Consider the following 13,409-nt stretch of genomic DNA (forward strand, 5'->3'; position numbering starts at 1 on the left):
ATCAACAGCAGATTTTGGCCGCTGGGGCGACCGTAATCTGCTGTTGATCACGGAGAAGGCGGCGCGAGCGGCAGGGGTCAGTCGAGACCGGTCACTCGGGAGGCGGTCAGAGGATGGGCGCGGGGGTGTACGTGGCGGCGTCCGGGTCGCTCGCCAGGACGGCGTCGACCTGCCCGACCACGGCGCGCACCTGGTCGCGCGCGACCCCGGTGAACGACAGCGGCTCGGCCAGCAGTCCCTGCAACGTCTCGGCGGTCAACCCGAGCCGCGAATCAGCAGCCAGGCGGTCGAACAGCTCGTTGCGCTCGGTGCCCTTCTCGCGCATCTCGAGCGCGACGCCGACCGCGTTCTCCTTGATCGCCTCGTGGGCGGCTTCGCGGCCGACGCCGGCGCGCACCGCGGCCATAAGCACCTTCGTCGTCGCGAGGAACGGCAGGTAGCGGTCGAGTTCGCGTTCGATGACGGCCGGGAACGCGCCGAAGTCGTCGAGCACGGTCAGCGTCGTCTCAAGCAGGCCGTCGAGCGCGAAGAACGCGTCGGGCAGCGCCACGCGGCGCACCACCGAGCACGACACGTCACCCTCGTTCCACTGGTCGCCGGCCAGCTCGCCGGCCATCGAGGCGTAACCGCGCAGGATCACCGCGAAGCCGTTGATCCGCTCCGCGGACCGGGTGTTCATCTTGTGCGGCATCGCCGACGAGCCGACCTGCCCCGGCCGGAAGCCCTCAGTGACGAGTTCGTTGCCGGCCATCAGGCGCAGCGTCGTGGCGAACGACGACGGCGCCGCAGCCACCTGCACGAGCGCGGAGAGGACGTCCCAGTCCAACGAACGCGGGTAGACCTGCCCGACGCTGGTCAGCGTGCGCGCGAAGCCGAGGTGCTCGGCCACGCGCTGCTCCAACGTTGCCAGCGCATCGGCCGAGCCCAGCAGGTCGAGCATGTCCTGACCGGTGCCGACCGGGCCCTTGATGCCGCGCAGCGGGTAGCGGGCGACGAGGTCGTCCAGGCGGGCGAGCGCGACGAGCAGCTCGTCGGCGACGGTGGCGAACCGCTTTCCCAGGGTCGTCGCCTGGGCGGCGACGTTGTGCGAGCGGCCGGCCATCACCAGCGCGTCGTACTCCGCGGCGCGCCGCGCGAGACGGGCCAGCACGGCGAGCACCTTCGTCCGCACCTGCGTCAGGGACGACCGCACCTGCAGCTGCTCGACGTTCTCGGTGAGGTCGCGGCTGGTCATGCCCTTGTGGATCTGCTCGTGCCCGGCCAGGGCGGCGAACTCCTCGATGCGTGCCTTGACGTCGTGCCGCGTCACCCGCTCGCGGGCGGCGATGGACGCGAGGTCGACCGCGTCCGTGCCCCGGTCGACGACGGCCTGGTACGCCTCGATCGCGCCGGCCGGCACCTCGGCGCCGAGCTCGGCCTGTGCCCGCAACACCGCCAGCCACAGCTGCCGTTCGAGCACGACCTTGTGCGCCGGCGACCAGGTCGCGCGCAGCTGCGGCGAGGCGTAGCGATCGGCCAGCACGTTCGGTATCGACGAGCTGTCACTCGGCGGCGAGGTGGTCACGTGACCATTGTCCCGGGTCAGCGCAGGCTCACCAGCCGAGCGTCACCGGCGAGTCCGGTGACCGCCCCCTGGGCGATGTCCGTGCCGCTGACGCCGGCCACCTGTACCTGGACGACGTACCGGCCGGCGGCGTGCTCGGCGTAGACGGTGACGTTCGCGCCGTTGTCCAGCTCGGCCAGGGTGACCGGCTGGCCGGTGGCGCCGCGGCGCACCAACACCTGCACCGTCAGCCCGTGCCCGCGGGCGGTGTACGTGCGCGACCACAGGCCACCGGGCGACAGCGGTAGGCCCGGGCGGAGCAGCTGCGTGGCCGCGGACGCCTGCCGCACCTGCGGGAAGAACGCGTGCACGGCGCGTCGGAACGCCGCGGGCACCTGCTGCTGCGCGTAGCACGCGGACTGCCCGTCGTCGGCCTCCGGACACACCGGCGGCTTGGTCAGCACCGGCAGCGCGTCGAACACCTGGTTCTGGCCCGGCACGGGGGCCGGTGGCGACGGCGTGGTCGACGCCGGCGAGGGGCGCACGCTCGTCCTCGTGGACGACGGGCCCGCGGTCGGCCGCGGGCCGGTCCGGCCGTGCACGATCACGCCGACGACGACCAGGGCGAGCGCCACCACGGCGGCCAGCACACCGAGCCGGGAGCGCCGGCGCGGTGCGGGCTCGGCCAGCCCTTCGGTCGACGCCTGCGTCGCGGGCACGGCGTCGCGCGGCTGCTCGGGCGGGAACTCGCGCGGCGCGGAGTCGTCACCGACGACGAAGTCGACCGGTCCGTGGTCGCCGGTGTCGCGATCGCTCATGCCGCCGCGAGCCGCGGGTCGGCGGCCAGCCGGCCGAGCGTAGCGACGGTGACGGCCGAACTGCCCTGCGCGCCGTACGGCTGGCTGGCGCTGATGTGCACGGTGTGGTGTTCGGCGACGACGTCGACGTAGAGGTTCTCGCCGGACGAACCGGCGCCGCTGCCGGAATCGTTGTGATCGCCCGCGGCAGCCGGCCGGACCTCGATCTGCAACAGCACGCCGTGGTCGACCGCGAGGATCTCGCGCTGCACGACGCACGGGCCGGGCGCGCGGCCGTGCCCGAGCGCGGTCGAGGACGTCTGCACGTCGACGCCGGGCAGCAGCGACGACAGCGCGGAGGTCACCTCGCCCGGCAGTTCGTGGACGGTGACCGGCTGCAGGCGGTACGCGCACTGCCCGGGCGCGATCTCGTTCGTCGTCGGCGACGGCGCAGCGACGACCGGCGCGGTGTAATCGCTGCGCTGCGGCGAGGGCGAGCCGTCGGCGGCGTGCCGGTGCGTGGCGAACGAGCGCGAAAAGAGCCCCAGCAGGACGAACACGACCGCGGCCGCGGCGATGGGCCCGCGGCGGCGCAGCCACGGTGGCGTGTGGCGGCCGACGGATGGGTCGGCGGTCCGCACGCCTGCGGCGGAACGATCGGGTTCCCGCGGCGGCGCGGCCTCACCGACGACGAAGTCGACCTCGGCATCGCCGGCAATGTTGGTGCCGACGTCGCCGCCCGATCCGGCGGCGGTCGCACGCTCGTCGCCGGCCACCCGACCAGCGTAGGTCCGGTTCGCGGCGGCTGGTCAGCCGCTGACCTCGCCGCGGACCGCGCGCTCGGCGATGTCGGTGCGGTACTGGCCGCCGGGCAGCTCGACGCGGGCCAACAACTCGTAGGCGGCCGACCGCGCCGCCGCGAGATCGTCGCCGTACGCGGTGGCGCACAGCACCCGGCCGCCGTTGGACACGACGGCGCCGTCGTCGCGCCGCCGGGTGCCCGCGTGCACGATGCCCGGCTGCTCGGTGCCGGTGAGGACGTCGCCGGTGCGCGGCGCCGCGGGATAGCCGGCGGCAGCGAGCACGACGGTGACGGCCGCGCCGTCGCGCCATTGCGGCGCGGCGACGTCGGCGAGCGTTCCGGTGGCCGCGGCGCGCAGCAGCGACCCGAGCCCGGAGTCGAGCAGCGCCAGCACGACCTGGGTCTCCGGGTCGCCGAAGCGTGCGTTGAACTCGACGACGCGCGGCCCGGCGCCGGTCAGTGCCAGCCCGATGTAGAGCAGCCCGGCGAACGGCGTGCCGCGGCGCGCCATCTCGGCCACGGTCGGCCGCGCGACGCTGCGCACGATCTCGTCGGCAAACCCCGCAGGCAGCCAGTCCAGCGGCGCGTAGGCGCCCATGCCGCCGGTGTTCGGCCCGGTGTCACCGTCGCCGATGCGCTTGAAGTCCTGCGCGGGCAGCAGCGGCAGCACCGTCGTGCCGTCGGTGACGCAGAACAGCGACACCTCCGGACCGTCGAGGAACTCCTCGATCACTACCCGCCCGCAGGCCGCTGCGTGCGCTTCGGCGAGCGCGCGGTCGTCGGTGACGACGACGCCCTTGCCCGCGGCGAGCCCGTCGTCCTTGACCACGTACGGTGCGCCAAATTCGTCCAGCGCGGCGGCCACCTCGTCGGCTGTGGTGCACACGCGCGCACCGGCGGTCGGCACCCCGGCCGCGGCCATGACGTCCTTGGCGAACGCTTTGCTGCCTTCGAGCTGCGCCGCCTCGGCGGACGGGCCGAAGCAGTCGATACCCGCGGCGCGCACCGCGTCCGCCACGCCGGCCACCAGCGGCGCCTCGGGGCCGACGACGACCAGCTGCGCGCCGCACTGCGTCGCGAGCGCCGCGACGGCGGCGGGATCGGTGACGTCCACGGCGTACTGCTCGGCGACGGCAGCGGTGCCGACGTTGCCGGGCGCGCACGCGAGGGAGGTGACCGTCGGGTCGGCGGCGAGCGCGAGGCACAGCGCGTGCTCGCGGGCGCCGGAGCCGATGACGAGGACGCGCACGGCACGCGAGCCTAGCGGGACGGTTCGCGCTGCGACGGACCGCGCGGTCCGCGCGGGCCGGCCGAGGGCGGCGCACCACAAACGGCTGACGCCGGTCCTAGAGGATTGCCCGCGTCCGTGCGGGCAATCCTCTAGGACCGCAATGGCACGGTGCGTACCCGGTGCCAAAACCCCACGGAACCGGGTCGCCGGCTCGCCGAGCGGAGCACCGGCAACCTAGTCGAGCAGGTCGCGGACCGCGATCGTCTCGTCCCGGCCCGGGCCCACGCCGATCGCGGAGATCGGCGCCTTGCTCATGTCCTCGAGCGCCTGCACGTAGTCGCGGCAGTTGCGCGGCAGTTCCTCGAGGGACTGTGCAGCGGAGATGTCTTCATGCCAGCCGGGGAACGTCTCGTAGATCGGCACCGCGCGGGCGAACTCGGCCTGCGTCATCGGCAGCTCGTCGTGCCGCACGCCGTCGACGTCGTAGGCGACGCACACCGGCACCTCGTCCATGCCGGTCAGCACGTCGAGCTTGGTGAGCACGAAGTCGGTGACGCCGTTGATGCGCGAGGCATATCGCGCGATCACCGCGTCGAACCAGCCGCAGCGCCGCGGCCGGCCGGTGGTGGTGCCGAACTCGGCGCCCGCGTTGCGCAGCTCCTCGCCTTTGGCATCGAGCAGCTCAGTCGGGAACGGCCCCTCGCCGACACGCGTCGTGTACGCCTTGACGACCGCGATCACCCGGCTGATCCGCGTCGGCGGGATGCCGCTGCCGGTGCACGCGCCGCCGGCCGTGGCATTCGACGACGTGACGAACGGGTACGTGCCGTGGTCGACGTCGAGCAGCGTGGCCTGACCGGCCTCGAGCACGACGGTTGCGTCGTCGTCGAGCATCTGGGACAGCAGCAGCGACGTGTCAGCGACCATCGGCCGCAGCCGGTCGGCGTAGGACGCCAACTCGTCCACCACGGCGTCGATCTCGAAGCCCTTGCGGTTGTAGATCTTGACGAGCGTCTGGTTCTTCAGCTCGAGCGCGCCAGCGACCTTGGCGTGCAGCACGTCGTGGTCGAACAGGTCCTGCACGCGGATGCCGATGCGCGACATCTTGTCCGCGTAGGTCGGGCCGATGCCGCGGCCGGTGGTGCCGATCCGCGAGTTGCCGAGGAACCGCTCGGTGATCTTGTCGATGGTGCGGTTGTACGGCGCGATGACGTGCGCCGACGCGCTGACCACGAGCGCCGAGGTGTCGACGCCGCGCGCCTCGAGACCGTCGATCTCCTCGAACAGCACGCTCGGGTCGATGACGACGCCGTTGCCGATGATCGGCATGCAGCCGGGCGTCAGGATGCCGGACGGCAGCAGGTGCAGCGCGTACTTCTCCCGCTGTTCGCCGCTGCCGATGACGATGGTGTGGCCGGCGTTGTTGCCGCCGTTGAACTTGACGACGGCGTCCACCCGGCTGCCGAGCAGATCCGTCGCCTTGCCCTTGCCCTCGTCGCCCCACTGGGCGCCGACCAGCACGACTGCCGGCATGTGCTCACCTCGCGTTCGCCACGTTCGCGGCCCCGGAAAGGGTAGACGACCGCCGGTGCGCGGGTCCTAAGCTCACCGGGACGAGAGGGGTGCACCGTGCCGGATGATGTGGACGCTCGGTTCGAGCAGGCGCAGGCGGACGTCAAGACGTTGACCAGCAGGCCGAGCAACGACGACCTGCTGACGCTGTACGCACTGTTCAAGCAGGGCACTGCGGGCGACGCGTCGGGCAGCAAGAAGCCGGGGCGTTTCGACCTCGTCGGCAAGGCGAAGTACGACGCCTGGGCGAAGCTCGCCGGCACCTCGGCCGCCGATGCGAAGACGCGGTACGTGGACAAGGTCGACGGCCTGCTCGGTCGCCGCTGACATCCCCGTGATCAACAGCAGGAAATGCGCACCAGGGCGACCAGAACCTGCTGTTGATCAGCGAGGGAGATAGCTGGTCAGTCGCTCAGCGCGGCGAGGGCCTCGGGATCGCTGTCGTCGAGCAGCTTCGTGCAGCGCTGCGCCTCGTCGTCCTCGCCGATCGTGGCCGCTGCACGGGCCAGCGCGTAGATGGCGCGCAGCACGCCGCGATTCGGTTCGTGCGACCACGGCACCGGACCCTGGCCACGCCATCCCGCCTTGCGCAGCGCGTCCAGCCCGCGGTGGTAGCCGGTGCGCGCGTACGCGTAGCCCTCGATCGCACTGCCGCGCGCCAACGCACGCTCGGCGAGCGTCGCCCACGCGAGCGACGACGTCGGGAACGCCGCGGCCACCGACTCCGGGTCGTCGCCGGCCTCGAGCCGGTCGGCGGCCGGGTCGATGGGCAGCCGCGTCGGCGGGTTCAGCAGATCACCGTGGTGCGTCACGCCGCCACCGACTTCCCTGCGGACTGCAGCGCCTCGCACGCCTCGACGACCCGCGCCGCCATGCCCTGCTCGGCCAGCTTCAGGTACGAGCGCGGGTCATAGGCCTTCTTGTTGCCGACCTCGTCGTCGACCTTGAGCACGCCGTCGTAGTTGGTGAACATGTGCCCGGCGATCTCCCGGGTGAACGCGTACTGCGTGTCGGTGTCGACGTTCATCTTGACCACGCCGTAGCTCACCGCGTCGCGGATCTCCGACAGCTGCGAGCCGGACCCGCCGTGGAACACGAGGTCGAACGGCTCCGTCTTGTCGTACTCCTCGCCGACCTCGCGCTGGATGTCGCGCAGGATCTCCGGACGCAGCTTCACGGCCCCGGGCTTGTACGAGCCGTGCACGTTGCCGAACGTCGCGGCGAGGATGTAGCGGCCGTTCTCGCCGAGGCCGAGCTTCGCGGCGGTCTTCAGCGCGTCGCCCGGTGTCGTGTACAGCTTCTCGTTGTCGTCACCACCGTGCACGCCGTCCTCCTCGCCGCCGACGACGCCGATCTCGAGTTCGAGCACGAGACGCGCCTTGGCGGTCTTCGCGAGCAACTCCTCGGCGATGTCGAGGTTCTCGTCGAGGTCGATCGCCGAGCCGTCCCACATGTGCGACTGGAACAGCGGCGGCCGACCGGCGTCCACGCGCTCCTGCGAGATCGCGATGAGCGGCCGGACATAGGTGTCCAGCTTGTCCTTCTGACAGTGATCCGTGTGCAGCGCGACGTTGATGTCGTACTTCGCGGCGACGACGTGCGCGAACTCGGCAAGTGCCACCGCGCCGGTGACCATGTCCTTGACGCTCAGCCCGGAGCCGAACTCGGCCCCGCCGGTGGAGAACTGGATGATGCCGTCGCTGCCGGCGTCGGCGAAACCCTTCAGTGCGGCATTGATCGTCTCCGAGGACGTGCAGTTGATCGCGGGATACGCGAAGTCGCCTGCCTGGGCGCGGTCGAGCATCTCGGCGTAGGTCTCGGGCGTGGCGATCGGCATCGGCGTCTCCTCGGTCGTGCGGTGGCGCGGTTCGCGCCCGAGTATCGCGCACCGCCGACTCCGCGATCGGCGAACGCAGGCTGAACCGCACCTGACCGCCGGCCCCGCGCGGGCGACGAGGCTCCGTAGAGTCGCCGCATGCTGCTGGCGAACCCGATCAGCCCGGACTCCCTGCTCTCCGGGTCCGGCGCCCTCGTCGTGCTCGCCGTCGTCCTGTTCGCCGAGTGCGGGCTGCTGCTCGGGTTCTTCCTGCCCGGCGACACGCTGCTGTTCGCCGCAGGCATCCTGGTGGCCACCGGCGACACGTCCACGTCGCTCGCCGCGTTCCTGATCGTCGCGCCGATCGCCGCGATCATCGGCAACCTGGTCGGCTACGCGATCGGCTACCGTGCCGGCCCGGTGGTGTTCGACCGACCGCGATCACGCATCTTCCGGCCGGAGTTCGTCGACCGGTCGCACCGGTTCTACGAGCGGTTCGGGTCGTGGACGGTGATCATCGGCCGCTTCGTGCCGATCGTGCGGACGGTCGCGACCGTCATGGCCGGCGTCGGCCGCATGCGCTTCGGTCTCTACGCGCTCTACAGCACCGTCGGCGGCATCCTCTGGGCCGACGGCGTCATCCTGCTCGGCGACGCACTCGGCAAGATCCACTTCGTGCAGCAGCACAAGGGCGACATCGACTACGTGATCCTCGTCGTCGTGGTGCTGACGCTCATCCCGGTCGTGCTGCACGCGATCCAGGGACGGCGCGGACGGGGCGACAGCGCGGCCCGCTAGCCTGAAAACCGTGACATCGGGCGGGCAGGTGGCGACCGCACCAAGCCAGGACGGGCAGGGCGGCCGCGGGCTCGGCACGCCGCGCAAGCTCCCGAAGGGCGGCCTGCGCGTCGTCGCGCTCGGCGGCATCAAGGAAATCGGCCGCAATATGACGATGTTCGAGTCGGGCGGCCGGCTGCTCGTCGTCGACTGCGGGATGTTGCTCGGTAAGACCAACTCCCCCGGCATCGACATCACGCTGCCGGACTGGTCCGCCTTCGCCGCGCGGCTCGACGACATCGACGCCATCGTCCTGACACACGGACACGAAGATCACATCGGCGCGCTGCCCTACCTGCTGCGCGAGCGGCGCGACATCCCGGTCTACGGCTCGCGGCTCACGCTCGCGCTCGTCGCCGCGAAGCTCGACCAGCACCAGATCAAGGCCGACCTGCGCCGCGTCGAAGAAGGCGAACGCCTGCGCACCGGCGCGAACGACCTCTGGGATCTCGAGTTCTTCGCCGTCAACCACTCGATCCCGGACGCGCTGGCCGTCGCGATCCGGGTCAACGGCCACACGGTGCTGCACACCGGTGACTTCAAGATGGACCAGACGCCGCTCGACGGCCGGCTCACCGACCTGCCGGGATTCTCGCGGCTCGGCGACGAGGGCGTCGACCTGCTGCTCGCCGACTCGACGAACGCCGAGGTCGGCGGGTTCATCCCGTCCGAGCGCGACGTCGGGCGCGTCGTCAACGACGTCATCGATAAGGCGCGTGGGCGGATCATCGTGGCGTGCTTCGCCTCGCACGTGCACCGCGTGCAGCAGGTGATGGACGCCGCAGCACAGGCTGGTCGGGTCGTCGCGCTCGTCGGCCGCTCGATGGTGCGCAACATGCAGATCGCGCGCGAGCTCGGCCTGCTGCACGTGCCCGACGGCCTGCTCGTCGACCTCAAGACCATCGACGACCTGCCGTCCAACCGCATCCTGCTGATCTCGACCGGCTCGCAGGGTGAGCCACTGTCCGCGCTAACCCGGATGGCCAACCGCGACCACCAGAGCATCCGCATCGACAGCGACGACACCATCCTGCTGGCGTCATCGCTGATCCCCGGCAACGAGACGTCTGTCGGCCAGGTGATCAACGGGTTGTCCAGGCTCGGCGCGACCGTCGTGCACAAGTCCACCGCACTGGTGCACGTCTCGGGCCACGCGCCGGCCGGCGAGCTGCGCTACCTGCTCACCGCGGTGCGCCCGCGCAACCTGATGCCGGTGCACGGCGAGTGGCGGCACCTGCGCGCGCACGCCGCGATCGGCCGGTCGATGGGCCTGCCGGACGAGCGGATCATGCTCGCCGAGGACGGCACCGTCGTCGATCTCGTCGACGGACTGGCCACGGTCACCGGCAAGATCGGCGTCGGCTACGTCTACGTCGACGGCCTCGAGGTCGGCGACATCGGCGACACCACGCTCAAGGACCGGCTGATCCTCGGCGAGGACGGCTTCCTGACCATCCTCGTCGCCGTCGACCTCGCGGCCGGCAAGGTGACGTACGGCCCGGAGATCACCGCGCGCGGCTTCAGCGACGACCCGGCGGCACTCGACCCGATCACCGCCGAGCTGACCGAGGTCGTGGAGAAGGCGCTGGCCGACGGCGTGTCCGACACCGCCGCGCTGCAGCAGCTCACGCGGCGCACGGTCGGGCGCTGGGTGGACCGCGAGTACCGCCGCCGGCCGATGCTCATCCCGATGATCGTCGAGGTCTGACCTACTCAAGGATCTTCCGATGCCTACCGCGCAGTCCCGGCCGCAGCCGTGATTACCCCGCCGCGCTGGTTCCGCGAGTGGCAGGCGGCCGGCGCCGACCGCGCCCGGTACGCCCGGGTGATCCGCAGCCGACCGAGCCGCCGTCGCGGTTGACATCGCGACCGAGCGACGCAGCGCGCTGGGGCTCGAGTTGACCGCTACACGAGGTCGAACCGCGCCCGAGCGGCCATCCGTCCCCTAATTGTTCAGATCGAAGTGGACCGAGGTGTTGGTCTTGTCCCAGTAGACCTTGTTCGTGCCGTCGGTGTTCGACGGGTCGTCGTTGTCGTCCTGGGTGTTGTTCGAGCCGTCCCAACACGCGAACACGTCGTGGTGCGCCGTGTTCTTGCCGCCCACGCAGATTGCAAACGCTCCCTGCGGCACCTTCGGGACGGTGAAGCCGGCGCCGTCACCCTTGTGCTGCCGGACACTTGCAACCGTTTGAACCGAGCCGCTGCCCGTCGTGATGACGTCGACCTCCACCGTGGCCGGATCCGCGTGGGCGACCGTTCCTGTCACCCGGCCCCACTTCAGCACGTCGAGCGCGATACCGCTCGTGTTGCCGGCGCGCGGGGTGTAGACGTCGTCGCCACCCTCGAGCCCGAAGGGGTCACCGGTGTACGAGGTGTTGCCGTCGAAGTAATTCGCCGGCTGCTTGCGTCCGTTCCAGATCGTCGACCCGCGCCCGGCATCGTGGCTGACGACGACCACCTCGTAGGACCCCGAGTACAGACCGGTGAAGGCGTAAGACCCATTGCTCGCCGGACGCACGCTGCTGTCGACGAAGCCGCGGTTGCCGTACACCTGCACCGTGGCGTCGGTGCTTCCGTGGATCACGCCGCTGATGCCGGCCCCGGCAGGCAGCGCGATGCTGAATGAGCGGAAGCCGCCGCGACTCAGCGCGAACCGGCTGCGCGAACCACCGGTGTAGGCGTGTCCGCTGTGGTAGCAGCCGCGCAGGTAGCCGTAGCGGTACCCGCCCTGTCCGGCTCCGGAGGGTTCGAAGCACGCCGCGACGTGCGCACTGGGATGCGAGATGCCCCGACGGGCCCACAGCCCGGTCGAACTGGTGCGCACCGTGTACGCGTTCTTCGTCTTGCCGCGAGTGATGACGACGGGCACGCCGTGCAGCGGGCGGCCCCGACCGTCGGTGACCCGGCCGGCGAACACCCGGTCGTGGGTGTTGCGGGCAGTCACGACGGGCACGACGCCGTACGCCGACGCGGCGTGGTTGGTGCCCACGGCCTGCACGAAGTACCAGTACGTCTTGCCGGGCTTGACCGAGCTGTCGGTGAACGACGACCGGTGCAGGTTGTTCGCCACTCGCTTCGCGCCGTGCCGCGAGTCGCTGGTGTTGCGGTACACCCGCATGCTGCGCAACCCGTGCTTCGACTCGTGCCACGCGATCTTGGCGTGGGCACGGTGCGCGGATGTCGTCCGGCCGGTCGCCGTCAGCTTGGTCGGCGCGGCCGGCGGCGTGTGCGCAGCCGAGCTCGCGGTGGCGGTCGCGGCCACACCCGTCAGACAGCCTGCGACCACGAGACCGACGACGGCCGTCCGCCCGCCGAACCGAATGATTGAATGCATGCGTTTCCTCCCCCGAGCGCGACGCGCCAGCTGATGATTCAGTGCGAGAAGTCGAAGGCGAGGCCCGACGTCGTGTGCCCGGCAGTGACGGGCACGGCGTCGTCGGCTGACCCGTCGTAACCGGGGCCGGCGTCCACCTGGTGGCCGCCGGAACCGCCGACCCAGCAATACGTCTCGGCGGCTCCGCCCGCGGTGTGCTTCGCCGTCGCGCACACCGTGTAGTCCGCCGCCTCCAGCCTGCCGAACGTGAACCTGCCGCCGGGGGCCGTCGATGTGCCGAAGTCCTGCTGCTCGAAGTCGTCCGAGGTGACGTGGACTTTGACGGTGCTCGCCACCGCACCGCTGACCGTCCCGCTGATCGCGCCGTACGCCGGCAGGTGCAGGTCGATGTGCCCGGTGTTCCGCCCGGCACTGGTGGGCACGTACCAGAAGTCGTAGGCGTCATCGGGGCTGCCGTCCCAGTCCACGCCGGTGCGATCGCGGTTGTCCCAGGCCTGCGGCGCAGCACCGCCGTCGCGGTCGCGCGCCACCAGCAGGTACCGGCCCGGCTTGAGACCGATGAAGCTGAAGGTTCGGTCCTCGGGGATTGTGTACTGCGTGGCCACGTGGTGCGCCGCTGTGTCGTACAAGTAGACATTCGCGTCGCTGGTGCCGGTGATCGTGCCGCTGATGCCGCCGGCCGCGGGCAATGCCACGGTTACGGCGCGGAACTCGCCCTCGCCCAGCCGCAGCTTGCTCCTGTGGCCGCCGACGAACTGATGACCGCGGTGGTAGCACCCATCGCGGTAGCCGCCCTTGGACAGGCCGCCCTGGTCGGGGTCGCCGGACTGGAAGCACACCGTGACGACCTTCGTCGTCGGGATGTGCGCCGAGAAGAAGCCGTGACGGTCCGTACCGCCGCCGATACCGAAGCCGCTGCCGGTGTCACTGCCCTCGACGTCGACGTCCGCGTCGTAGATCGGCGTGTTGCGCGAGTCGGTCACGCGTGCGGACATCACGCGCCGGTACTGCGTCCGGGACGTGACGACCGGCAACACCGCGTAACCCGAGGTGCGGTGGCTGCGACTCGTCGCCTGCACGAAGTACCAGTACGTCCTGCCGGGCTTGACCGAGCTGTCGGTGAACGACGACCGGCGCACGTTGTGCGCCACCCGCTTTGCGCCGTGCCGCGCGTCGTGGGTGTTGCGGTACAGGCTCACCCCGCGCAGCCCGTGCTTCGACTCGTACCAATTGATCGTCACATGCGCCCGGTGCGCAGACGTGGTATGCCCGTTCGCGGTCAGCTTGGTCGGCGTCGCCGGCGCGTGCGCGCTGCCGGCCGCGGCGGCACGCGCAGCGCCCCCGGCCAGACACCCCACGACGACAGCCCCGACGACGGCAACCCGACCCGAGACGCGCATGATCGACTTCACAAAAGCCCTCCCCCGTAGGCGCCGACCAGGACTCGGGGGACGGCGCCCGCAGATCATGTATCAGC

12 protein-coding genes are annotated in these 13,409 nt (G+C 71.1%); 3 read left to right on the plus strand and 9 right to left on the minus strand.

Features of this window, described 5'->3' with window-relative positions; genetic code table 11:
• Positions 1 to 106 precede the first annotated feature (106 nt).
• The 5 genes from purB to ACFFCN_RS09920 all read right to left on the minus strand — a co-directional run bounded on the left by purB (position 107) and on the right by ACFFCN_RS09920 (position 5,906).
• The gene (purB, locus tag ACFFCN_RS09900) at positions 107 to 1,564 is read right to left on the minus strand and encodes an adenylosuccinate lyase (protein ID WP_375491170.1); all 1,458 of its coding nucleotides are present in this window, start codon (positions 1,562 to 1,564) and stop codon (positions 107 to 109) included.
• 17 nt (positions 1,565 to 1,581) lie between these two features.
• A complete protein-coding gene (locus ACFFCN_RS09905; RefSeq protein WP_375491172.1) occupies positions 1,582 to 2,361 on the minus strand; it encodes a hypothetical protein in 780 nt (259 codons plus the stop codon).
• Positions 2,358 to 3,116: a hypothetical protein gene (locus ACFFCN_RS09910; RefSeq protein ID WP_375491174.1), complete on the minus strand. Its 759-nt coding sequence runs from the start codon at positions 3,114 to 3,116 to the stop codon at positions 2,358 to 2,360. The genes ACFFCN_RS09905 and ACFFCN_RS09910 overlap by 4 nt, the downstream gene beginning before the upstream one ends.
• Positions 3,117 to 3,149: 33 nt before the next feature.
• A complete protein-coding gene (gene purD, locus ACFFCN_RS09915; protein ID WP_375491175.1) occupies positions 3,150 to 4,391 on the minus strand; it encodes a phosphoribosylamine--glycine ligase in 1,242 nt (413 codons plus the stop codon).
• Positions 4,392 to 4,607: 216 nt separating this feature from the next.
• Positions 4,608 to 5,906: an adenylosuccinate synthase gene (locus tag ACFFCN_RS09920; RefSeq protein WP_375491177.1), complete on the minus strand. Its 1,299-nt coding sequence runs from the start codon at positions 5,904 to 5,906 to the stop codon at positions 4,608 to 4,610.
• Positions 5,907 to 6,014: 108 nt separating this feature from the next.
• Here ACFFCN_RS09920 and ACFFCN_RS09925 point away from each other — a divergent pair, with 108 nt between their 5' ends.
• On the plus strand, positions 6,015 to 6,272 hold the full coding sequence (locus ACFFCN_RS09925; RefSeq protein ID WP_375491179.1) for an acyl-CoA-binding protein: 258 nt from the start codon (positions 6,015 to 6,017) through the stop codon (positions 6,270 to 6,272).
• Positions 6,273 to 6,349: 77 nt separating this feature from the next.
• Here ACFFCN_RS09925 and ACFFCN_RS09930 read toward each other — a convergent pair whose 3' ends face one another.
• Both ACFFCN_RS09930 and fbaA read right to left on the minus strand, forming a co-directional pair.
• A complete protein-coding gene (locus ACFFCN_RS09930) occupies positions 6,350 to 6,757 on the minus strand; it encodes a DUF3151 domain-containing protein (RefSeq protein WP_375491181.1) in 408 nt (135 codons plus the stop codon).
• The gene (gene fbaA, locus ACFFCN_RS09935; protein ID WP_375491183.1) at positions 6,754 to 7,782 is read right to left on the minus strand and encodes a class II fructose-bisphosphate aldolase; all 1,029 of its coding nucleotides are present in this window, start codon (positions 7,780 to 7,782) and stop codon (positions 6,754 to 6,756) included. Before fbaA ends, ACFFCN_RS09930 begins: the two co-directional genes overlap by 4 nt.
• Before the next feature lie 138 nt (positions 7,783 to 7,920).
• Here fbaA and ACFFCN_RS09940 point away from each other — a divergent pair, with 138 nt between their 5' ends.
• Entirely contained in the window at positions 7,921 to 8,559 is a 639-nt protein-coding gene (locus ACFFCN_RS09940) for a DedA family protein (RefSeq protein WP_375491185.1), read from the plus strand.
• Positions 8,560 to 8,569: 10 nt separating this feature from the next.
• Entirely contained in the window at positions 8,570 to 10,306 is a 1,737-nt protein-coding gene (locus ACFFCN_RS09945) for a ribonuclease J (protein ID WP_375491187.1), read from the plus strand.
• 237 nt (positions 10,307 to 10,543) lie between these two features.
• Here ACFFCN_RS09945 and ACFFCN_RS09950 read toward each other — a convergent pair whose 3' ends face one another.
• Complete coding sequence (locus ACFFCN_RS09950; RefSeq protein ID WP_375491189.1) at positions 10,544 to 11,932, minus strand: hypothetical protein; 1,389 nt, start codon at positions 11,930 to 11,932, stop codon at positions 10,544 to 10,546.
• A 38-nt stretch (positions 11,933 to 11,970) separates the two neighbouring features.
• On the minus strand, positions 11,971 to 13,332 hold the full coding sequence (locus ACFFCN_RS09955) for a hypothetical protein (RefSeq protein ID WP_375491190.1): 1,362 nt from the start codon (positions 13,330 to 13,332) through the stop codon (positions 11,971 to 11,973).
• Positions 13,333 to 13,409 lie beyond the last annotated feature (77 nt).

The sequence above is a fragment of the uncultured Jatrophihabitans sp. genome (assembly GCF_964246335.1).
Taxonomy (GTDB): Bacteria; Actinomycetota; Actinomycetes; order Mycobacteriales; family Jatrophihabitantaceae; genus Jatrophihabitans.